At 62.1% G+C, this 20600-nt stretch carries 24 protein-coding genes and 1 pseudogene; 9 read left to right on the plus strand and 16 right to left on the minus strand.

The annotated features are described in order from the left end of the window. Nucleotide 1 precedes the first annotated feature (1 nt). Nucleotides 2-643, plus strand: a complete 642-nt coding sequence (locus METH_RS01755) for an arylesterase (protein WP_024088678.1) — start codon at nucleotides 2-4, stop codon at nucleotides 641-643. Between the two features lie 58 nt (nucleotides 644-701). Here METH_RS01755 and METH_RS01760 read toward each other — a convergent pair whose 3' ends face one another. Beyond that, nucleotides 702-911, minus strand: a complete 210-nt coding sequence (locus METH_RS01760; protein ID WP_024088679.1) for a cold-shock protein — start codon at nucleotides 909-911, stop codon at nucleotides 702-704. A gap of 209 nt (nucleotides 912-1120) precedes the next feature. Beyond that, nucleotides 1121-1693 carry a L,D-transpeptidase gene (locus METH_RS01765; protein ID WP_024088680.1) on the minus strand — a complete coding sequence of 191 codons (573 nt, stop codon included), beginning with the start codon at nucleotides 1691-1693 and terminating at the stop codon, nucleotides 1121-1123. Between the two features lie 324 nt (nucleotides 1694-2017). On the opposite strand from METH_RS01765, the gene trxC reads away from it, so the two are divergent. Next, on the plus strand, nucleotides 2018-2443 hold the full coding sequence (gene trxC, locus METH_RS01770) for a thioredoxin TrxC (RefSeq protein ID WP_024088681.1): 426 nt from the start codon (nucleotides 2018-2020) through the stop codon (nucleotides 2441-2443). Here trxC and METH_RS01775 read toward each other — a convergent pair. The 4 genes from METH_RS01775 to ettA all read right to left on the minus strand — a co-directional run bounded on the left by METH_RS01775 (nucleotide 2440) and on the right by ettA (nucleotide 5706). Further along, nucleotides 2440-2652 (minus strand): hypothetical protein, encoded by a 213-nt coding sequence (locus METH_RS01775; RefSeq protein WP_024088682.1) that lies wholly within the window; start codon nucleotides 2650-2652, stop codon nucleotides 2440-2442. The genes trxC and METH_RS01775 overlap by 4 nt on opposite strands. Before the next feature lie 137 nt (nucleotides 2653-2789). Then, entirely contained in the window at nucleotides 2790-3161 is a 372-nt protein-coding gene (locus METH_RS01780) for an eCIS core domain-containing protein (protein ID WP_024088683.1), read from the minus strand. 362 nt (nucleotides 3162-3523) lie between these two features. After that, the gene (locus METH_RS01785; RefSeq protein WP_156927429.1) at nucleotides 3524-3835 is read right to left on the minus strand and encodes a hypothetical protein; all 312 of its coding nucleotides are present in this window, start codon (nucleotides 3833-3835) and stop codon (nucleotides 3524-3526) included. Nucleotides 3836-4050: 215 nt separating this feature from the next. After that, nucleotides 4051-5706, minus strand: coding sequence for an energy-dependent translational throttle protein EttA (ettA, locus tag METH_RS01790; protein ID WP_024088685.1), 1656 nt, complete (start codon nucleotides 5704-5706; stop codon nucleotides 4051-4053). 306 nt (nucleotides 5707-6012) lie between these two features. Here ettA and METH_RS01795 point away from each other — a divergent pair, with 306 nt between their 5' ends. Then, nucleotides 6013-6480, plus strand: a complete 468-nt coding sequence (locus METH_RS01795; protein WP_044008302.1) for an aminoacyl-tRNA deacylase — start codon at nucleotides 6013-6015, stop codon at nucleotides 6478-6480. Nucleotides 6481-6537: 57 nt separating this feature from the next. Here the strand turns inward: METH_RS01795 and METH_RS01800 are convergent, their stop codons facing one another. After that, the gene (locus tag METH_RS01800; RefSeq protein WP_024088687.1) at nucleotides 6538-6801 is read right to left on the minus strand and encodes a TFIIB-type zinc ribbon-containing protein; all 264 of its coding nucleotides are present in this window, start codon (nucleotides 6799-6801) and stop codon (nucleotides 6538-6540) included. Nucleotides 6802-6954: 153 nt separating this feature from the next. Between METH_RS01800 and METH_RS01805 the strand changes: the two genes are divergently transcribed. Next, complete coding sequence (locus tag METH_RS01805) at nucleotides 6955-7569, plus strand: hypothetical protein (RefSeq protein WP_044008522.1); 615 nt, start codon at nucleotides 6955-6957, stop codon at nucleotides 7567-7569. 11 nt (nucleotides 7570-7580) lie between these two features. On the opposite strand, the gene METH_RS01810 is transcribed toward METH_RS01805, so the two are convergent. Further along, the gene (locus tag METH_RS01810; RefSeq protein WP_024088689.1) at nucleotides 7581-7988 is read right to left on the minus strand and encodes a universal stress protein; all 408 of its coding nucleotides are present in this window, start codon (nucleotides 7986-7988) and stop codon (nucleotides 7581-7583) included. 106 nt (nucleotides 7989-8094) lie between these two features. Continuing rightward, on the minus strand, nucleotides 8095-8418 hold the full coding sequence (locus METH_RS01815; RefSeq protein ID WP_024088690.1) for an antibiotic biosynthesis monooxygenase family protein: 324 nt from the start codon (nucleotides 8416-8418) through the stop codon (nucleotides 8095-8097). 153 nt (nucleotides 8419-8571) lie between these two features. On the opposite strand from METH_RS01815, the gene METH_RS01820 reads away from it, so the two are divergent. Together METH_RS01820 and METH_RS01825 are read left to right on the plus strand one after the other, a co-directional pair. Then, the gene (locus tag METH_RS01820; protein WP_052348650.1) at nucleotides 8572-9231 is read left to right on the plus strand and encodes a hypothetical protein; all 660 of its coding nucleotides are present in this window, start codon (nucleotides 8572-8574) and stop codon (nucleotides 9229-9231) included. A 27-nt stretch (nucleotides 9232-9258) separates the two neighbouring features. Next, a complete protein-coding gene (locus METH_RS01825) occupies nucleotides 9259-9753 on the plus strand; it encodes a HugZ family pyridoxamine 5'-phosphate oxidase (RefSeq protein ID WP_024088692.1) in 495 nt (164 codons plus the stop codon). Here METH_RS01825 and METH_RS01830 read toward each other — a convergent pair. From METH_RS01830 to METH_RS01840, 3 genes are all read right to left on the minus strand, one after another. Further along, nucleotides 9750-12035 carry a glycosyl hydrolase family 28-related protein gene (locus METH_RS01830; protein WP_024088693.1) on the minus strand — a complete coding sequence of 762 codons (2286 nt, stop codon included), beginning with the start codon at nucleotides 12033-12035 and terminating at the stop codon, nucleotides 9750-9752. The two genes, METH_RS01825 and METH_RS01830, sit on opposite strands and share 4 nt — an antisense overlap. Nucleotides 12036-12132: 97 nt before the next feature. Next, nucleotides 12133-12534 carry a DUF4864 domain-containing protein gene (locus tag METH_RS01835; protein WP_024088694.1) on the minus strand — a complete coding sequence of 134 codons (402 nt, stop codon included), beginning with the start codon at nucleotides 12532-12534 and terminating at the stop codon, nucleotides 12133-12135. 197 nt (nucleotides 12535-12731) lie between these two features. Further along, a complete protein-coding gene (locus tag METH_RS01840) occupies nucleotides 12732-14375 on the minus strand; it encodes a lysine--tRNA ligase (protein WP_024088695.1) in 1644 nt (547 codons plus the stop codon). Between the two features lie 250 nt (nucleotides 14376-14625). On the opposite strand from METH_RS01840, the gene METH_RS01845 reads away from it, so the two are divergent. Then, nucleotides 14626-15048, plus strand: a complete 423-nt coding sequence (locus METH_RS01845) for a tellurite resistance TerB family protein (protein WP_024088696.1) — start codon at nucleotides 14626-14628, stop codon at nucleotides 15046-15048. A 120-nt stretch (nucleotides 15049-15168) separates the two neighbouring features. On the opposite strand, the gene METH_RS01850 is transcribed toward METH_RS01845, so the two are convergent. Beyond that, a complete protein-coding gene (locus tag METH_RS01850; protein WP_024088697.1) occupies nucleotides 15169-15888 on the minus strand; it encodes a GNAT family N-acetyltransferase in 720 nt (239 codons plus the stop codon). Nucleotides 15889-16019: 131 nt separating this feature from the next. Further along, nucleotides 16020-17507 (minus strand): D-alanyl-D-alanine carboxypeptidase/D-alanyl-D-alanine endopeptidase, encoded by a 1488-nt coding sequence (gene dacB, locus METH_RS01855; RefSeq protein ID WP_024088698.1) that lies wholly within the window; start codon nucleotides 17505-17507, stop codon nucleotides 16020-16022. Between the two features lie 111 nt (nucleotides 17508-17618). On the opposite strand from dacB, the gene METH_RS01860 reads away from it, so the two are divergent. After that, the gene (locus METH_RS01860) at nucleotides 17619-18446 is read left to right on the plus strand and encodes a DMT family transporter (RefSeq protein ID WP_024088699.1); all 828 of its coding nucleotides are present in this window, start codon (nucleotides 17619-17621) and stop codon (nucleotides 18444-18446) included. On the opposite strand, the gene METH_RS01865 is transcribed toward METH_RS01860, so the two are convergent. Both METH_RS01865 and METH_RS22915 read right to left on the minus strand, forming a co-directional pair. Beyond that, entirely contained in the window at nucleotides 18426-19058 is a 633-nt protein-coding gene (locus METH_RS01865) for a nicotinate-nucleotide adenylyltransferase (RefSeq protein ID WP_084013749.1), read from the minus strand. The genes METH_RS01860 and METH_RS01865 overlap by 21 nt on opposite strands. A 72-nt stretch (nucleotides 19059-19130) precedes the next feature. Beyond that, nucleotides 19131-19355 (minus strand): annotated as a pseudogene (locus tag METH_RS22915) (transposase); the annotation flags it as partial. 127 nt (nucleotides 19356-19482) lie between these two features. Here METH_RS22915 and METH_RS01870 point away from each other — a divergent pair. Then, nucleotides 19483-20586 carry a CaiB/BaiF CoA transferase family protein gene (locus METH_RS01870; RefSeq protein WP_024088701.1) on the plus strand — a complete coding sequence of 368 codons (1104 nt, stop codon included), beginning with the start codon at nucleotides 19483-19485 and terminating at the stop codon, nucleotides 20584-20586. Nucleotides 20587-20600: the final 14 nt, after the last annotated feature.

Consider the following 20600-nt stretch of genomic DNA (forward strand, 5'->3'; position numbering starts at 1 on the left):
GATGCACAAGATACTGGCGCTGTTGAGCTTGCTGCTTTTTTCAAGCGCCGCCTGGGCTGAACCGCTGCGGATCACTGTATTGGGTGACAGTCTGGTGCAGGGTTACGGGCTGCCGCAGGACCAGGGCCTGGTGCCGCAGCTGGAGCGCTGGCTGAACGGGAATGGCGCCGAAGTGCGGCTGCAGAACGCCGGTGTGTCCGGCGATACCACCGCCGGCGGGGCGGAGCGCGCCGAGTGGACGCTGTCAGACAATCCCGACGGTTTGATCGTGCTTTTGGGCGGCAACGACCTGTTGCGCGGCTTGGCGCCAGAGGAGGCGCGGGCGAATCTGGCCCTCATCCTGCAGGAAGCCGGAACCTTGGGAATTGAAACCCTGCTGATTGGCATGAAGGCGCCGGGCAATTACGGGCCTGAGTACAAAACCGCCTTTGACGCGATCTACCCCGGTTTGGCTGCCGAATTCGGGGCGGTGCTGCACCCGGATGCCTTTGCAGGCGTTGCTGCCAAGGCCGGCGGGGATCCGGCTGCGGCGCAAGTCTATATGCAGGACGACGGCATCCACCCCAATCCCGCCGGCGTGGCACTGAACGTCGCGGCGCTGGGGCCTGCGGCCTTGCAGCTGGTCAAGGCAATACGTCAGTGAAAACAGCCCTGTCGGGCAGGGCTGTTTGAAAGCTGTCAAGCGTGATCAGAGGATCGGATCAGGAGGCCAGTGCGATATCAACCGCGGACTCGCGGCCGTCGCGGCCGGCCTGCAGTTCGTAAGTCACTTTCTGATTGTCGGCCAGGCCGGTCAGCCCGGATCGCTCAACTGCGGAAATATGGACAAAAATGTCCTTGCCGCCATCATCGGGTGCAATAAAGCCGTAGCCTTTGGTGGTGTTGAACCATTTGACGGTGCCAGTCGCCATCGTCGTATTCTCCTAAGTCGTCTCAATTCTCTGCCCGCTTCATGCGGCAGTACGGCAACGGTCTGCCGAGGGTCATGACCGCGCCGGTAAGGCAACAATGATGATACTCGCGTTACGCTGCGATGACAGATTTGAGTAGGAATCACCCCTGGTGCAAGAAAAATACGGAGTAACGCGTGGTTTTCGGGCTGATTCCGGCGGGACGGTGCCTAAAGAACTGTCACGACCGTGCCGAGCGGAACCCGCTGATACAGGTCCATGACATGTTCATTCATCATCCGGATGCAGCCGTTGGAGACCGAGTGGCCGATGGTCTGCGGCTGGTTGGTGCCGTGGATGCGGAAATAGGTATCGATGCCGTTCTGAAACAGATACAGCGCCCGTGCGCCCAGCGGATTTTCCGGACCGCCCGGCTGAATGTAGTCGTTGTCGACGAATTTGGCATAGGCCCGCGGATCGCGTTCGATCATCTCGTCGGTCGGGCGCCAGGTGGGCCAGACCTTCTTGCGTTCGATCACCGCTTTGCCGGTGAATTCCAGACCGGCCTTGCCGACACCCACGCCATAGCGCATCGCCTTGCGCTTGTCGGTGACAAAATAAAGGTAATAGGAGCGCGGCAGCACCAGAATCTGCCCCGGGGCAAAATCCTTGCGGATCCGGACCTCCTGCGGGGCGGGATCAAAAGGGGCTGGATCTTTCTTGCGGGCCAGCGCGGGTAGCGGAACCAGGGCTGCCGCGGCCGCTGCGGTGCCAGTGCTCAGAATTTTCCGGCGTGAAATCATGGGTGAATCTCCGGATGTCTGTTGTGTCTCCTTGCCATCTTCCGGCGCGGAATACGCTGGGTCAACGGGATTCCGCAGACGGGCGGGCAAGTGTTGCAAGCGTGGCAGCAGCCGGAAGATGGCAATCCAGCCAAACTACCGGAACTTCCCGGCCAACAGCCCCGGCCAAGGGTTCGGCGCATCGCGCCTTGCATGCCCTTGCAGGTGAAGCAGCGGCCTGCCGCCTACGAATGCGGATTACTGGTTTGTGAAGCTCCGGCTGCGTCTCTTGCGGCTTGGCGGCCGTCGTTTATATCTGGGCAGGATTGAAGCGGAGGAGCCATCATGGGCGCCAAGACCCTGACCTGCCTGGCCTGTGCACAGCTGAACCGGGTGCCCGAGGACAAGCTGGGCAAAGGCCCCAATTGCGGCAGCTGCGGCGCGGCACTGATGCCGGGCAAGCCGGTGGACGTGAATCCGGCCGCATTGCAGAAAGCGGCGCAAAATGACGATCTGCCGCTGGTGGTTGATTTCTGGGCGCCCTGGTGCGGGCCCTGCCGGACGATGGCACCGGAATTCGCCAAGGCCGCCAAGGCGCTTGGCGGCAAGGCGCGGCTGGTCAAGCTGAATACCCAGGATCATCAGTCCGCCGCCGCGCGCTACCGTATCCGCGGCATCCCGACCCTGGTCGTCTTTGAGCGCGGCAAGGAGAAAAAGCGCCAGGCCGGCGCGATGCGGCAAGGCCAGATCGTCAGCTGGCTGCGCGGTTAGGCGCGGTTGCCGTAGGCTTGCCCGAAGACCGGCTGCGACTGCATCCAGCTACGCAGGGAAAGTGCTGCGATGACCAGACCGGTCGCGCCCAGACCGGCTGCCGGATACAGCATCAGGCTCATCCACAGCGGCAGTGCGGCCGCGAAAAACCCATACGCCGTGGCGCACATCCCGGTGATCATACCTGCGAACAGTCCAGCCCAAACCATGGCAACTCCTCCTCCGGGAGCAATCTAGCCTGACCGCCCCCGTGTCTCTCAAGACTATCTTGCGGGCAATTTTGATTAAAAAAGGTTCAAAAAGTGTCAATTGGCTGAGCGGCGCTGCGCGAAGGGAGGGGGCGGGATTACTTTGAGGTCAGCGCCACGCCGTCTTTGGCCTTTGGCATCTTGCCCTTGCCCTGTTGCAGCACATGGGTCAGCTCATGCGCCAGCAGGCCGGTATCCTTGGCCAATGCGGGCTTCATCAGATAGATATTGTTGCCGACGGTAAAGGCCTTGGCTTTCAGTTCCTTGCAGACGTCCTTGGCATTGCCGCCGACATGCACCCGCACTTTGCCCAGATTGCCGCCGAAATGCGCCTCCAGCCCTTTGCGCAGATCGCCGGGCAGTTTCTTCTCGGTGGTGCCTTCGGGTGCGGTCTTGAGTTTCTTGCGCTTGGCCTTCTTGCCCTTTGTTGCTTCGACCTGCGCCTTCACCTCTTCCGGTTTCAAAGCCATGCGGGATCCTTTCCAACGCTTTACCTAACAGTGGGCGCCGACGCGCCCGCCGGATGATAGCGCAGGTTTGGGAAAAAGCGAAATGGGGAGATGGAATTGCTCCTGGAGGGATCAAACCAAAGGCTGGATGCCTCCAGCGGGAGTATTTTCGCAAAGAAGAATAAGCGGTGCTTGAGGTGGGAACGGGCGGAGCCCTTCGCAACCAACAGCTCAAAACAAAGATCAACGCTGGCAGGAACTCCCCTTGGGGCGAGATGCGCAGCGGTACGGCCCGCGCCTGACCTTCCCGTCATGCCAGAGGCATGCTTTCAGCATGACGAAGGCGCATACGCGCCCTCCCAAGGTCAGGCGAGGGGGCCGTTTTAGTTAAAAAAGGTGTTCAATCGTTTATGGTCCAGATACCGGGTGAAGCCAGTCATTGCAGAATTGACTTGAGGATTGTTTGCCAATTCCTGACCAGCAACCTGACCTAGAACTTGGAAAGCAGCTTCCATAGCAAGATTGCCATCCGATTTAATTGCGGCCTTTGCTTCTTCCGGGCATCGTTCCAAGAGCAACTCAGAAAACAGTTCCGCGAGCTCCCTGTCAGCGGAGTCCTGAGGATTGCCGTTTGTGCTAATGACGTCCGCTACATCCGGGTGCTGCGAATAGGCAAGAACCACCCATATCGCCAAGTCAATGCGTTCTTGCCCATTTGTCTGTTTTGTAAGGCAGTCCGCGAGCTCATCAGTCGCTGGTCCGGCTGAAACAGAATTGGCTAGTGCCAGAGAGACCGCGAAAACAGTTGCGCAAAAAAAATTCATATTGAAACTCTATGATTAAATTTTCAGAATATTCTTTGGCCGAAAGCTTAGAAAACCCTCGGCCAAAGTTCAATTGTTGTGCAGATTCACCGCACAAATTTCTTGTGCTTCAACCGCTTGGGCTCCAGCGCGTCCGGTCCCAGACGGCGCTTCTTGTCCTCTTCGTAATCCTCGAAGTTGCCCTCGAACCACTCCACATGGGCGTCGCCCTCGAACGCCAGAATATGGGTGCAGATCCGGTCGAGGAAGAAACGGTCGTGCGAGATCACCACCGCGCAGCCGGCGAAATCCACCAGCGCATCTTCCAGCGCCCGCAGGGTTTCCACGTCCAGGTCGTTGGTCGGTTCGTCAAGCAGCAGCACGTTGCCGCCCTCTTTCAGCAGCCGCGCCATGTGGACCCGGTTGCGCTCACCGCCCGACAGCAGCGACAGTTTCTTCTGCTGGTCACCGCCCTTGAAGTTGAACGAGGAGCAATAGGCGCGGGAATTGACCTGCGCATCGCCCAGTTCAATGATCTCGGCACCGCCGGAGATCGCTTCCCACACGGTGTCGCCATCATTCAGGTCATCGCGCGACTGATCCACATAGGACAGCTTGACGGTGTCGCCATAGGTGACGGTGCCGGCGTCGGGCTGCTCCTGGCCGGTCAGCATGCGGAACAGGGTGGATTTACCGGCGCCGTTGGGGCCGATCACACCGACAATGCCGCCGGGCGGCAGGTCAAACGACAGCCCCTCGACCAGCTGCTTGTCGCCGTAGTGTTTCGAGATGCCCTCGACGTCGATCACCTTGGACCCCAGACGCGGGCCGTTGGGGATGACGATCTGGGCGCGGGTCAGCTTCTCGCGCTCGGACTGGCCGGCCAGATCGTTATAGGCGTTGATCCGGGCCTTGGATTTGGCCTGGCGCGCCTTGGCGCCCTGGCGCATCCATTCCAGCTCGCGCTCCAGCGTTTTCTGCTTGGATTTATCTTCGCGCGCTTCCTGCTGCAGCCGTTTGGCCTTCTGCTCCAGCCAGGCGGAGTAGTTGCCCTCGTAGGGAATGCCGCGGCCGCGGTCCAGCTCCAGGATCCAGCTGGTGATATCGTCCAGGAAATAGCGGTCGTGGGTGACGCAGAGGATGGTGCCCTTGTAGTCGATCAGGTGCTGCTGCAGCCAGGCGATGGTCTCGGCATCGAGGTGGTTGGTCGGTTCGTCAAGCAGCAGCATTTCCGGCGCTTCCAGCAGCAGCTTGCACAGCGCCACGCGGCGGCGTTCACCGCCCGACAGGTTGGCGATCTCGGCATCGTCCGGCGGGCAGCGCAGCGCCTCCATCGAGACGTCGATCTGGCTGTCCAGATCCCACAGGTTCTCGGCGTCGATCTTGTCCTGCAGCTCGGCCATCTCCTCGGCGGTCTCGTCCGAGTAGTTCATCGCCAGTTCGTTGTAACGGTCCAGGATGTCCTTCTTGGCCTTGACGCCCAGCATCACGTTTTCCCGCACGGTCAGGCTCTCGTCCAGCTTCGGCTCCTGCGGCAGGTAGCCGACCTTGGCGCCCTCGGCGGCCCAGGCTTCGCCGGTGAAATCGGTATCGAGGCCGGCCATGATTTTCATCAGGGTGGATTTACCGGCGCCGTTGACGCCGACCACACCGATTTTCACGCCGGGCAGGAAGGACAGGTGGATGTTTTCAAAACACTTCTTGCCACCGGGGTAGGTCTTGGAGACACCCTGCATGTGGTAGACGTACTGATAGGCGGCCATGTGACTGCTCCATGATGGGGGAATTCTAGCTGGCTGGTGTGATAACGGATGGGCGGCGGCGGGGCAATGAGGGATGCGGAGGGCAGGAACCGGCGTCCGGACCGGGACGGGAACGGTTGCTCTTGCCCGACTCACCTGTCCTGCCGCACACTGGCTTGCACCGGAAACTTGGGGCGCCCCGGCTTGCCGCTTGCTGCGCCCAGACCTGACGACGCCGCCCTTTCAGTGACCTTAAACACATCAGCGGCGTCCCAGACCTGCGCTGCAGCGGCCCGGGGGCCTCTCCTATCACAGGAGGACCCTTTGATGATCGCCTCACGCCTGAAACATCATCTGGAGGCACAAGGCCTGCCATTCGGCACGGTCCGCCATCCCTACACCGCCACGTCCGCCGAATGCGCCGAAAGCGCCCATGTGCCGGGCGACCATCTGGCAAAATCAGTGCTCATCCACATGGAGGAAGGCCCGGTGCTTGCCGTGCTGCCCTCCAATCAGACCGTTGATCTGCACGCGCTGCAATCCATGATGGACCGCCGCCTCGGCCTGGCGCCGGAGTATGAGCTGAACCAGGTCTTTGACGATTGCGACCCCGGTGCTGCCCCCTGCGTCGGCCAAGCCTATCATGTGCCGACGGTGATCGACGACCGCTTGACCGGCCTGGACAAGGTCTGGTTCGAGGCCGGCGACCACAAGACATTGGTGGAAATGAAGGGCAATGATTTCGACACTTTGATGAAGGATGCAAAACACGGATCCTTCTGCATCATGCATTAGCGCCCATGTGCCAATGGCCTGCCGCCCCCGCGTCACCGGGGCGGCGGCAAATGCGGGTCAGAAATCGAACAGATCTTCCAGAAAGTTCTTTTTCTTCTTATAGGGCTTTTTGCCGTAGCGCGGATCATAATCGCCGCCCCGGTCGTCATACCGCTGCGGCTGCTGCTGCGGTGCAGCCCGGACCGGCTGGGCGGAGCGTTCGATGATCTTGTCCAGCTCGCCCCGGTCCAGCCACACGCCGCGGCATTTCGGGCAATAATCAATCTCCACACCGGCGCGGTCGCTCATTACCAGCTGGGTTCCGTCAATCGGGCACTGCATTTGCGTCTCCTTGCACAACTTCAGCGACTCACGTGGGCAGCGCCGCTGGCCTTCGCAAGGCACCAGCGCCGCAAATTCGGGTAATTTGCAGAATTCCGCCCATTCCCAAGGACCTGACCCATGGTAAGCTGCCTGCAAACCATGGAGGCGCACATGAGCAGCAAAACCATCCAGGCCGGATTCCTGGCCCTGATCCTCGCCAGTACCCCTGCCTTTGGCGGCGAAGGCGGCGGTGGCGGCGGCAACCGGGACAGCGGTGTTAGCAGCGGCGGCGGTCAGCGCAGCGGGCTGAGCTCGCGGGCGACAAAGACCGTTGTCACCACTCTGACCCGCGGTTTTGACCGCTGCGGCACCCTGCCCAAGGTCTACAGGTTTGACTGCTTCCGGCACACCTACAAGCTGGCGGTGCAGCAGCTGGATGGCAATCATTCCTATGCCGAGGCAACCCAGGCGCTGGAACTGGTGCAGGACACGCTGACCCGGGGCGTGCAGAAAAACCTGGACCCGGCCCAGAAACCCAAGCGCAAGGGGCTGAACTTCTACCGCGCGGTGAAACCCGCCGCGGTACCGCAGATTCAACGGCAGACCGAACGGGCGATGAAACAGGCCGAAACCATCCTGCTGCGCTCCCCGGCGGCCAAGCAGGTGCATTATGCCCGTATCGCCGAAGCGGTGAATTCCAACAAGGTGCTGCTGCGTTCAGCCATGCTGCCCGGGGCGGCGATCCGGCTGGCCTGGACGTTGCTTAAGGCGGCGGTCCCGGCCTGACCGGGGCGGCGTCAGCGCACCACATGCACCGCGCAAGCGGCGTGGCGCACGACATGGCCTGAGGTGGACCCCCAAAGCAGGTCCTGCATCGACGGGCGGTGCGAGGCGAGGACGATCAGATCCGGCTGGTTCTGTTCGGCCCAGTCCAGAATGGTGCGCCCTGAATGCCCTTCGATCAGTATGCCTTGGGCATTGGGCAGCGTCTTTGCCAGCCCGTCCAGCTCGGCCTGCAGCGCGCTGCGGGTGCCTTCCATGAAATCTGCCGGGATATAAGAGATCGCATAGGCCGGAACCTGTTCGATCACATGCAGCAAGGTTATCTGGGCTCCGGGAGCGGACAGCAGCCGCGCCACTTTCAGCGGCCCGGTCACATCCCGTTCCGGATCAAATGAAATCGGCACCAGGACATTATGGTACATAGCAAACCTCCATCGGTTGATGTTCCTGTCAACAATAGCCCTGATGGTGGCAGCCTGCCATGACCGGGGTCAAGGCAGGTGCCGTTCCGGGTGGAATTGGAAGGCGCTAGGTGCCGAACACCTCCGCCACGTCGTACATCACCGGCTCGAAACTGCGGCACAGTTCATTGATCTTGCGGTTGCGCTCGCGCATTTCAGGACTGCGCAGCATTGCCATGAAATCCTCGCGGCGGCGCCATTGCGAGTAATTGGCGATACGGGTCTGCGCATCATTCACATGCAGGCCGGCCGCAACAAAGCCGGGTTGTTTCGAGATGAAGTCCGCATAGGCGTCCTGCAACGCCTCCAGCAGGTCCTGGCAGGTCCCGGGCGACATCTCAAATGTGGTGATAACGGTTTGGATATCAGCGGTTTTTGCTATTTTCGGCATTGGCCCCTCCGTTGACTTCCCCCAGCCTACGCCCGTTCGCGCATAAAGCGCACGACCTTTTTTCGGTCGGCAATCAATACGTGCTCTATTAAAATTTAATACAACCTTAACAATAAATCGAGACCCTTGCCGAACTGTTCTGAGGGTTCTGGGATGAAACCTGTCTGTGCCGTCTGTCTTGCCCTGGCGCTGGCCCAACCGGCGGCTGGCGGCGCTTGGCTGGAGCAGCCGGGCAGGGGGTTTGCCTCTGCCAGCGCCACCTACCGGCAAACCGGCGGTGAGGCCGCGCAAGAACTGAGCTTTTACGGGGCGATCGGCCTTACCTCCGATGTCTCCCTCGGCATTGACTTGAACCGGAATTCGGCCGGCTCCGGCCACGCCTTGATCTTCGCCCGCCTGCCGCTGCACACAGGATCCCGCTACCGGCTGGCGGCAGAGGCAGGGTTCGGCGGCAATCATTACCAAGGGGTTTGGCAGCTGATGCAAAAGACAACCCTGTCTTACGGGCGCAGTTTCGAGACCGGCCAGAACACCGGCTGGCTGGCGGTCGATGCCGCCTACGAGCTGCGTAACCGCGGTCTGGAGACGACCTGGAAACTGGACGCCGCCATCGGTCTGAACCGCGCTGGTAAGATGGCGCCTATGCTGCAGGTCGAAACGTCCAAGCCGGTGGGCGGCCGGTTTTCCTATGCGCTGACCCCGACCCTTCGCCTTCCGCTGGACAGCAGCCGGGAGCTGATCCTGGGACTGGAATACCGCAACACAGGCCGGCGCAGCCTTGGTCTGGAGCTGGGGGTGTGGCAAAGATTTTGAAGCCCTTAACTGATACCAGAGATGCAGATGCCCGATCCGGTCCGCCCCGCAGATGACGACGCCCGCGGCTTGGCCCGAAGCCTGATGGCAAGCGCCCGTTTTGCCGCCCTTGGCGTGCTGCTGGACGATGGCAGCCCGCTGGTGACACGGGTGGCTTTTGGACTGGACCCGCAGGGGGATCCTGTCAGCCTGATTTCCGGCCTGGCGCTGCACACGGCTGCGCTGCGTCAGCGGCCGGCCTGCGCGCTGCTGGTCGGCGAGCCGGGGGACAAAGGCGATCCGCTTTCGCATCCGCGCCTCAGCCTGATGTGCCGGGCAGGTTTTCTCAGCCGTCAGGATCCGGAGCATGAGGTGCTGGCCGCGCATTACCTCAGCCGCCAGCCGAAGGCCAAGCTGTATCTGCAACTGGCCGATTTCACCTTTGTGCGGTTTGCTGTGACGGGCGCGCATCTGAATGGCGGCTTTGGCAAGGCCTTCCGCCTTGCCGCCGCCGATCTGCAGCCGCCCGGCAGCACTGGCTAGCTGTCCATCCGCATGATGACCTGAACCTCGCCCTTGACCGCTTCGCCCCAGCGCAGCCGGATTTCGTCGTTGTCCGGCCCTTGCTGCGTTTCGGTATACGGCACGATGTAGCGGGTGCTGTTGCCGCTGCTCTTCAGCGCGCCCAGCGGCACCACGCTGTCGACATAGCGGGCAAACCCTTGAAACGGCAGCAGCCCTTCGGCCCGAACCGGCCAGGAGGTTGAGGCCGAAGACTGATCATGCCGGATCCGCAGCGGGTTGGCGGTTTGGACCGAGACGTTGTGGTACATGTTGCCGCTGAAATCCACATTCTTGGAGCGGCTGAAGTCCAGATCCGAGAAACTGGTATCCACCCGTTCCGCCCGGTCGATATTGCCATTGAGCGAGCGGAATTTATTGCCGGTGACGGAAAGACCGTTCAGGAAATGGCCGCTGCCATAAGGTTTGACCACGATGTAGCTGAACCAGGGGGCAACATCGCCGGACAGGAACACATTGGCGGTTACCGACAGCGCGCTGAAGGAGAAACCGCCGGTGAAATCCGGCGTCGGATCCCTCTCGTTGGTCCATTCGATGAAGCAATTGTCGATGTAGTTGTCGGACACGGTCGAGGTGCAATTGTTGGACGCCAGTACCAGCCCCGCGGTGCGCACGCCATTGGCGATACTGTCGCCCTGAAAGAAGTGATTGCCGGTCACCGTGTTGCTGCCGCCCGCCAGCAGCGCGAAATGGCGGAACCTGGTGGCCCGGTTGCTGCGCAGTTTGGCGTCATTCGCGTTGACATTCAAACCGATGCTGACCCGGTCTGGCACATCCTCGCCGTCCTCATTCGACAGGAACTGGCAATTGTCCACCAGAATCCCCTGGCAGCCGGTTCCGGTGGAGGTGATGCCGCGGTCCTTGGGCCGGGAGAAGAAACAGCTGTCAAACGCGTTCACCGACCCGGCCGGCGCCAGCCGCACTGCGCTGCAGCGGCCATTGCACTGAAACTCGATGCCTTCCATGCCAAATTTGCTGAGCGCGCTGAAACCGCTGAAATCCACCAGGTATTTGAAGTTCCTGAAAGTGAAGTTCTGGGTGCCGTCGGCATCATAAAGTGCTGCGCTGAGAGTCAGCTCTCCGGCGCCGGTGTTCTTGGACTTCACATAGATTTCGCGGCCCACTCCGGCGCCGTCAACCAAAGAGCCAACAGCAATATTGGCGATATTGGCCACATTGGTCAGCTTTTTGGAGTCCGAAACGCTGTAGGTTGCTTGCGAGGTCACCACCTCTGTGTCCCAGGCCGCATTGCTGGCGGCCTCCAATTGGCCGTTGCGGATCACCCGGCGGGTGGCATAGGAGCTTTTGTTCGGGGCCGCCGCCTGCATGTCGATCGGCCCGGTGACCGTGATCTTGCGGCCCTTCAGGTCGAGGGATTCATGATCTGCGTTGTTGATCAGCGCCTGAAACGCCTTTTTGAACCCCAGCTCTTCAGTGCCGAATGCCGCCGCATATGCGGGAAAATCAAAGTTCTTTGTCAGCAACAGCATCTGGCTGTCCGGCATCGAGACGGTGCCTTCGAACACGGCCTCATGGTTCAGCGAAACGGTGCTGTCCAAGCGGAATTCCCCGGCGGGCACCAGGATGCGGCGCCCGTCCGCGGCTGCGTCGGCAGCCTCAAACGCTGCGGTGCAGTCGGTGCTGCCATCGCCCACAGCACCATAGTCGGTCACATCCACGAGGCTGAGCATATCGCGCAGAAAGGCGCTGGTGATGTCGGTGATCTCGATATCATCAATCCGCACCACACCGCCGTTGGCGCCGGTCAGGTCCAGCCCGAAATGACCGTAATCCGCGTCGCGGCCCCAGGGCATGTCCACCCCGCCGCGGCTGCCGCTGCCGACGATGCCGGTGACCTCCGCCACCGCACCGTATGTTGTCAGCGCAACCTGCGGAGCGGTTTCATCGACGCCGCCGATATGGCTGCCGTTGCCCGCTGCCGCCCAGCCGGCGATACGCACCGAGGGCAGCGCGCCGCTGACCGCCTTCACCCGTGCCTTGATCTGCAAATAGCAGCCTGGTTCCAGCGGTGTCTGCCCCATGAAGCGCAGTTTTTGCGTGTTGGCGGTCTTCTGCAGCTCCAGGCAGCCGCCGAAATCCGCATCCGCCGCCACAAAGACGGCATTGGCCGCGCCGTCATAGGTGTCTGAGCCGGGGGTGCCGTCGCCGCTGGACCAGACGTTCAGACCATTCGAAAATGCCGGCGGCATCAGCTGCAAACCTTCGGTAATTGCCTTGTTCATGAGAGTTCCTTTTCCTGCTGCGCATGTCGCGTTCGGGGAAAAGGATTTACAGATGCCGCGTTAATTTTCGCCCAGCGGTGCGTGCGCAGGCCTGGGCTCAGGCGCCCTCAGACTGGCCGTCCAGAAGTTGTACGGCATTGATTTTCCAGTCACTTTTCGGCTTAACCATTTGGTAATCCAAGAGGTGCACGCGGCCCTTTGTGTCGGTGATCATCACCCGCTGCCAAAGGCTGCCCGCCACTTCGCGCAGCTGCAGATAGCGCACATCGGCAGGCCGCCAGACCATCGGGTAGCCTTGCCGCACCATTTCGCCAAACCGTTCGGGGGTGCCAAAGATCCGGCGGATTGCTGGGGAGGCATGCGCAAAGGCCGCATTGAAATCGTCGTTCAGGAAAGCCGCGAGTTGGGAACTGATCACTCCGGTGACCGGTTCCTTCTGCGCGCTGGCCGGGAAGGCCAGAAGAAAAACACTTACCCCCGCAAACAGAACACTGCGCATCTGCCCCTCCCGGTTCGCCCGACTCCAGTTAGAGCAAAGTGACGCCACGTCAAAAAAATACTGGGGGGAGGAAAAGGCTGACACGGACAGGCCGGGCAGCGCCCGCCTGCGGGGGGCTTGTCTTTAGGCAGAACAGATACTGGAACAGAAAAGGGCGCGGAAATCCGCGCCCTTTATGTAGAGAAAGCCGGGAAAGCTTATGCCAGCTCGCCCGCCAGTGCCTTTTCGATCAGAGCGATGGTGCCCTCGACGCCGTAAAGTGCGATGAAGCCGCCGAAACGGGGCCCTTGGGAGGCACCCAGCAACACTTCGTAAATGGCCGAGAACCAGGCGCGCAGCGGTTCGAACCCGTGGATCTTACCGATGGCAAAGACCACGGACTGGAGGAATTCCTCGTCCGCGAAATCGGCCTCGGGCAGGGGGTCGTCATTGCCGGCCAGCTCGTTCTTCCTGGCAATCGCGGCCAGCGCGGCTTCCGGTGATTTCAGCGCATCGGCCAAATCGGTAAGTGCCGCGCGTTCCTGATCTGTGGGCAGGCGGAACACTTTTGCCGGTTTCACGAAATCGTTGAAATAGGCCACGGCAAAGCCCGCCGCCTGATCCATCGCCGGGTTGCTCTCGGGGGTGGCATCGGGGGCGTATTTGTTGATGAAACCCCACATGGTCGCCTTGTCCTCGGCGCTGGAGGCGCTGGCGAGGTTCAGCAGCATCGAGAACGGCACCACCATATCCGACTGCGGCACGTCACCGCCGTGGATGTGCCAGACCGGGTTGTTCAGCTGCGCCTTCAGGTCCTGGGTGTGATAGGCGCGCAGCTGCTGGTGGTATTCATCCACCGCCTTGGGGATCACGTCAAAATGCATCCGCTTGGCGGTTTTCGGCTTTTGGTACATGAAATAGGCCAGGCTCTCGGTCGAGGCATAGGTCAGCCATTCGACGATCGAAATGCCGTTGCCGGAGGTTTTTGAGATCTTCTGGCCATTGGCATCCAGGAACAGCTCATAGGTGAAATGCTCGGGCGCGCGGTGGCCCAGCACCCGGCAGATGCCGTCATAGATCGGCGTGTTGGTGGAATGGTCCTTGCCGTACATCTCAAAATCGACTTCCAGCGCCGCCCAGCGGGCGCCGAAATCCGGCTTCCACTGCAGTTTCACATTGCCGCCGGTCACCGGCAGGGTCCATTCCTTGCCGTCCTCATCGTCAAAGGTCACGGTGTAGGTCTCGGCGCAGACTTTCTTCATCGGCACATAGAGGACGCGGCCGGTCTCCGGATGGATCGGCAGGAAGATCGAATAGGTCTGGCGGCGCTCCTCGCGCAGGGACTTCAGCATGATCGCCATCACGTCGTCATACTTGTCGACGGCGCGTTTCAGCACCTCGTCGAACTGGCCGGATTCATAGAACTCTTTGGCCGAGTAGAACTCATACTCGAAGCCGAAGGTGTCGAGGAAGCGGCGCAGCATGGCGTTGTTGTGGTGGCCAAAGCTTTCATGGGTGCCAAAGGGATCCGGCACCGAGGTCAGCGGCTTTTGCAGATGCTCGTGCAGGCTGTCGGCATTGGGCACATTGCCCGGCACCTTGCGCATGCCGTCCAGATCGTCCGAGAAGCAGATCAGTTTGGTCGGGATGTCCGAGATGGTCTCGAACGCCTTCTTGATCATGGTGGTGCGGGCCACCTCGCCGAAGGTGCCGATGTGCGGCAGGCCTGACGGGCCATAGCCGGTCTCAAAAAGAACATAGCCCTTTTCCGGCGCGCCCTTGGCATAACGTTTGAGAACCCGGCGGGCCTCTTCAAACGGCCAGGCTTTGCTCTTCAGAGCTTCTTCGCGCACATCAGACATTGTGTTCTCCATCGGCGGCGTCATTTCCGGTTTTCCAGTGGCCGCAAGATCAGTGCGGATGCCCCATGCATCCAGCCCTTTCCTCTATTGTGCTGATGCAGCATGAGTCAATAATCACTGGCCCGCCGGATCGGCCTTTTGCTGCGGCAAAAGGGATAAAAACACCGCGCAGGCACAGCCTGTTGTTGAACCTCACCGCCGGGGTACCTATCCTGATTGGGTCGATATTGCGCAAAGAAGGATTTCGCCCATGAGTGAGCAAACCCCGCACCCGATGTCCCCGCAGGACTGTCTGGTGGCGCTGATGGTGGCGGTTTCGGCCTCGGACGAGAACATCCGCACCGCCGAGCTGGTGAAAATCCAGTCGGCCGTGAACATGCTGCCGGTGTTTGCCGATTACGATATGGACCGCGTGGCGCGAGTGTCGCGGACCGTGTTCGATCTGTTCGAGCAGGAGGACGGGCTGGAGGCGCTGTTCGGCCTGATCCGTGATGACCTGCCGGAGCGGCTGTTCGAGACCGCCTATGCATTGGCCTGCGACGTGGCGGCTGCGGACGGGATCCTGGGCGAGACCGAGTTAGAGTTTCTGGCCGAGGTCCGCTATGAGCTGAACATCGACCGGCTGCACGCGGCTGCGATCGAGCGCGGCGCGCGGGCGCGGCACATGGTCTGAACCAAGACCGGCCGCCTGCAAGGGGGTGAAGCCCCCGGCCTTGCGGCTTCCCGGCCCTCTGGCCAGGTCAGCAGGCAAGCGCGAGCGGGACCGGTTGCATAGAGTTCTGCGATATCAGCCCTACCGTCTGGCTGCTGCGATCAGGGTGCCGAGGCTTTGCTTCTGCTGCCCGTCCGGACCGAAATTCGCGGGCTCCAGCCAGGATTGATAGGCCGCCTCAAGCGACCGCCACTCGCGATCCAGAACCGAATACCACGCGGTATCGCGATTGCGGCCCTTATAAACAATGGCCTGACGGAACAGCCCTTCATAGGTAAAGCCGAAACGTTCTGCCGCGCGGCAGGAGGGGGCGTTCAGGGCGTCGCATTTCCATTCATAGCGGCGGTAGCCCAGGTCATTGAACACCCGCGCCATCATCAGATACATCGCTTCGGTTGCGGCCCGCGTCCGTTGCAGCGCCGGGGCAAAGGTGATGCCGCCGACCTCGATCACGCCATGAGCAGGCTGAATGCGCAGGAAGCTTGCGATGCCTTCGGCCTTGCCGCTGTCCCGGTTGATGACCGCGAAATAGGGCTGTGCATCAACACCGCTGGCCGCCTGCACCCAGGCATCCAGGGCTGCCGGCGTCTCAAAGGGGCCATAAGACACATAGGTCCAGATCGCACCGGAGCTGTCTTGCCGGTACGCTTCGAACAAATCCATGCTGTGGCTATCGGCATTCAGCGGTTCAACCCGGCAATAGCGCCCGCTCATTCCGGTATGGCCGGGATGCGGCGCACCCGCCCAGCCGGGCAGCGGCGCGCCAATCGGCTGGCCATGCTCATTTGTCAGGTCGGTCATGACAGCATCCTTTCCAAAGCAAAGCCCTGCTGCGGCTTGCCTGACCAGATCTGCCAGCTTTCCGGTCTGCGGGAAACGTCCAGAACCCGGCAAAAAGCCCAGACCAATCCAGTCTGTGCGCCTGCCGGGTGTCAGCTGCCGTAGACGGCCCCCCAGCGCTCGATCAGCTGCTGCTGCAGCCGCTTTGCGCGCCGGTTCCAGCCGCGCGCGCCCTTCGGGCGTTCGCGCTGCGAACGGGGAATGCGGCCGCGCGTTTTCTGGTCGGCGGAGAAAATGGCAAAGGCCAGTTCGGTCCCGTCGGCGGCGGTCATGAAACCGCCAAGGCCGGAGACAAAATTCAGGGTGCCGGTCTTGGCTGCAACCTTGATCGGGTGCCCTTTGACGATACCGCCTTTGGAATCCCGCAACGGAAAGCGTTTCAGCAGCGGCTTGAGGCGGCCCGCCTTGTGGGCCGCGACCAGCGCACGGGTCAGATCGGCCGGGGTCATCCGCGAATCCCCGCCAAGGCCGGAATGATCCACCAGCCTGGTGCCGGTCATGCCATATTCGGCAGCGGCCCAGCGGCTCATTCCGCTTGCGGAGGCCCGGAGCGAGGCAGGCCGCCCGCTGAGCGCCGCGGTGGCCGACATGCCGATCATCTCGGCCATCAGATTGTTGGAGTATTTCAGCATCGCCTTGAGCATCACATCCATCGGCGGGCTGTGGTGCCGGGCCAGCAGCTGTGCCTGCGGCAGAGATCCGGCCTGCTGTGCCTTGTCCAGCTTAATCCCGTTGGCCCGCGCCAGGGTGCGGAACACATCGCCGGCATAAGCCGCAGGGTTGCGCACCGGCAGCCAGCGGGATCCGCCCTTGCCTAATGCCTTGCTGGCGACGGTCCAATGATCGACGCCTCCCTTATCGGCATAGGTATAGACCGGCCCCGCCCGCGAGGTGATTTTCATCCGCGCATTGACCACTTCGGGGCGGTATTTCGCGGTCCTTGCATCCATTGTGATTGCCCAGCCGCCGCTGGACGCAGGCTTCCATTCGAAATGCACCCGGTTGAAATTCAGCGCGATGCCGGAGACGGCAGGGGAATAGCCGACGTGATCGGGCTGTTCCGGGTCGATTGTTGCCACCCCTGGCAGGCTGTTGTCCCAAACCAGGAACTTACCCCGCACTTCGCGCACGCCTGCGTTTTTCAGTGCCGTGGCGAGCTGCGCCAGGTGATCGGTGCTGAGCACCGGATCACCACCGCCCGCGAGGATCAGATCGCCCTTGACCACGCCGCCTGATACGCCGCCGGTCGCCAGGATGCGGGTTTCAAACCGGTGGTCCGGCCCCAGCACATCCAGCGCGTAGAGGGCGGTCAGCGCCTTGGCCACACTGGCAGGCGGCAGCGCCTGGGCGCTGCCCGCGCTTTCCAGCACCTCCCCGGTCTTTACGTCGGCGACAGCGCAGGCCGCCTGGCCGCTCAGCTTGGCCCGCTCCAGCAGCGCCTTGAGCCCGTCGGCCCCGGCCGCCAGGGAGCTGACCTTGCGGGCCACAGGCCGCAGCGAAACGGCCGGCGCATTGGCCAGCGCAGAAGAGCCCGCCAAAGCGGCAAGCCCGGAAAGGAGGAATGTCCGGCGTGAAGTCATCTTGTTCATTTTTAGGGTCAGGACCTGCTCTTCTTCAACCCCAGTTTCCCGGCAATTCGCCGTAAGATCCGGGCTTTTGCCTCATGGAAAGTCCTGCTACCGCTGGCAGCCATGTTGCAGGCAGTCATCCTCATGTTCGTCGCCATGTCAATGATCCCCGCGGGCGATCTGTGCGGTAAGCTGCTGACGGGCGGCGGGCTGGCCACACCGGCGTTTGTCGCATGGTCGCGGTTTGCCATCGGCACCGCGCTGATCCTGCCGTTTGTGCCGCGCCGGGCTTATGCGCTGCTTGGGGATTGGCGGCTGTGGCTGCGGGCCGGGCTGCTGACGGGGGGAATCTTTTCTATCCAGCTGGCGCTGGCGACGGAACCGCTGGCGAATGTCTTTGCCGCCTTCTTCATCGGCCCGGTGGTGAGCTATGTGCTGTCCGTCCTGTTGCTGCGGGAGCAGGCGACGCTGCTGCGCAGCCTGCTGATGGCACTGGGGTTTGCCGGCGTGCTGATGGTGGTGCGGCCCGGGTTCGGCGGGTCCGTCAATCTGCTGTGGGCAGTGCTGGCGGGCTGTTTCTATGGCGGCTTCCTGACCAGCTCGCGCTGGCTGGCGCATGTGGGCTCCCCGCTGGAACTGAGCCTTACCCAGCTTCTGCTTTCAGCCATTCTGATGCTGCCCCTGGGTCTTAGCAGCCTGCCGGAGTTTTCAGCCGCCACTGCTGCGCTGACCGTGGGGAGTGCTGCGTTTTCAATGACCGGCAACCTTTTGCTGCTGGTTGCCTATGGCCGGGTGCAGGCGGTGAAGCTGGCGCCGATGGTGTATTTTCAGCTGGCGGCTGCCGTGGGTCTCGGCTGGGCGGTGTTCAGCCAGCTGCCCGATGGCTGGACCTGGGCCGGGCTGGCGGTGGTGCTGTCTGCCGGGCTGGCCTCAGCCGTGCTCCGCCGCTGACCATTCGCCGCGGGCGCGGATTTCGGTCGAGCTTACATCCACCATCGGCACGTTGACAAAACACCAGGCGGGGCTTTCGGCCCGTGCCAGCAGATGGCTCTCACTGCCTTTCAGCAGGGCGTGGCGGTAGACCCGGGCGGCAGGCGAAAACCGGGCCGAGATCCGGTCGTTGGGCCGTGCCAGCACCCCCACCGGCACCGTGTTCAGGATCTGCTGCCAGTCTTTCCAGCGGTGGAAATGGGTCAGGTTGTCAGCCCCCATCAGCCAGACGAAACGCACGCCCGGGTGGCGGCGGCGCAGGTGGCGCAGAGTCTGGGCGGTATAGCGGGTGCCAAGATCCGCCTCGATGCCGCTGATGTGGACGCGCGGGTGCTGGATCACGCCTTGCGATGCTGCAATCCGCTGCTGCAATGCGGCTGGCTGACGCGCTTTCAGCGGATTGCCCGGAGACACCAGCCAGAACAGATGATCAAGTCCGAACCGTTTCAGCGCCGCATGGGAAATCGCCGCATGGCCGCGGTGCGGCGGGTCAAAGGACCCTCCCAGCAGCCCGACGCTTTGGCCCGGGCGGATATGCGGCAGCTTGCAAACCATGGCCGCCTTGATGCGCATAGTTTCCCCGGGAGATCAATCGGCTGCGGTGCGGAGTGTTTGATGGTGCGACCGCTCCCCCCCCCCGCGGCACCGATGTGCCAACGCCGGAAAATCCGGTACCGGCCAGTCGCGCCCCGCCATCCGGATCAGGCATCCGGCCCGTTCGACCGTCTGGCGCAGCGGGAGACCGGACCGCATTTTCAGTCTAAGACATGGCTGGATAGCGGCATCGGAGAACGTCTCGGGACTTCCGCGCTTGCCGGGCTTTGAGGCCTGCCGGACCATGTCAGGGTTGAACCAGCCTGCCAGCGCGCCTCAATTGCGCAGCGCGGCGGTGCCGCTGACAGATGGGCTCTGTGTTATTTGATCAAATGTTGCGGGGGCGTGCTGCAGCCGCTAAGCATGAACCGGAAGACACAGGCGCCAACAGAGAGGACTGTCCATGACCCCGCTAGCCGGCCTGAAGGTGATTGAACTTGCCCGTATCCTGGCAGGGCCCTGGATCGGCCAGTCGCTGGCGGATCTGGGCGCTGAGGTGGTAAAGGTGGAAAGCCCGGATGGCGACGATACCCGCAAGTGGGGCCCTCCGTTCATTGAGCGCGAGGGCGACAAAACCGCTGCCTATTACTATTCCGCCAACCGGGGCAAGGACTGTGTGACTGCCGATTTCCGCACCGAGGAAGGCAGGCAGTTGGTGATCGAGCTGATCCGGGACGCCGACATTCTGATCGAGAACTTCAAGGTCGGCGGGTTGCAGAAATACGGTCTGGATTACGACAGCCTGGCGCAGATCAACCCGCGGCTGATCTACTGCTCGGTCACGGGCTTTGGCCAGGACGGGCCCTATGCCAAGCGGCCGGGCTATGACTTCCTGCTGCAGGGGATGTCAGGGCTGATGTCGATCACCGGCGCGCAGGACGGCCAGCCGCAGAAGGTGGGAGTGGCGATCACCGATATTGTTACCGGGCTCTACGGGACCATCGGCATTCTTGCAGCGGTGGAGCAGCGCCATACCACGGGGCGCGGCCAGCATCTGGACATGTCGCTGATGGATTGCGCGACGGCCTTGCTGGCGAACCAGGCGATGAACTATCTGGCGACTGGCGACAGTCCCGTGCGGCTGGGCAATGACCACCCGAATATCGCGCCTTATCAGGTGATGGCGGTGAAGGACGGCCATGTGATCCTGGCGGTGGGCAATGACGGCCAGTTCCAGCGGTTGTGCGATGTGCTGGGGCTGGCGGAGGCCAAGGCGGATGCGCGGTTCCAGACCAACCAGCTGCGGGTCGCCAACCGCAAGGTGCTGACGGCGGTTCTGGAGGAAGTGCTGGCGGCGTGGACGCAGTCGGATCTGCTGGCAGCGCTGGAGGCGGCAACAGTGCCCGCCGGGCCGATCAACACCATCGGGCAGGCCTTTGAAGATCCGCAAATCCAGCACCGCGAGATGCAGATCGCGCCAGAAGGCGTGCCGGGGGTGCGGGGGCCGTGGAAATTCTCGGATGCGGAACTTGCGCTGGAAAAATCGGCGCCGAAGCTGCCGAAGTAGCACCCAGCCCGGAG

The organism is Leisingera methylohalidivorans DSM 14336, from assembly GCF_000511355.1.
GTDB lineage: Bacteria > Pseudomonadota > Alphaproteobacteria > Rhodobacterales > Rhodobacteraceae > Leisingera > Leisingera methylohalidivorans.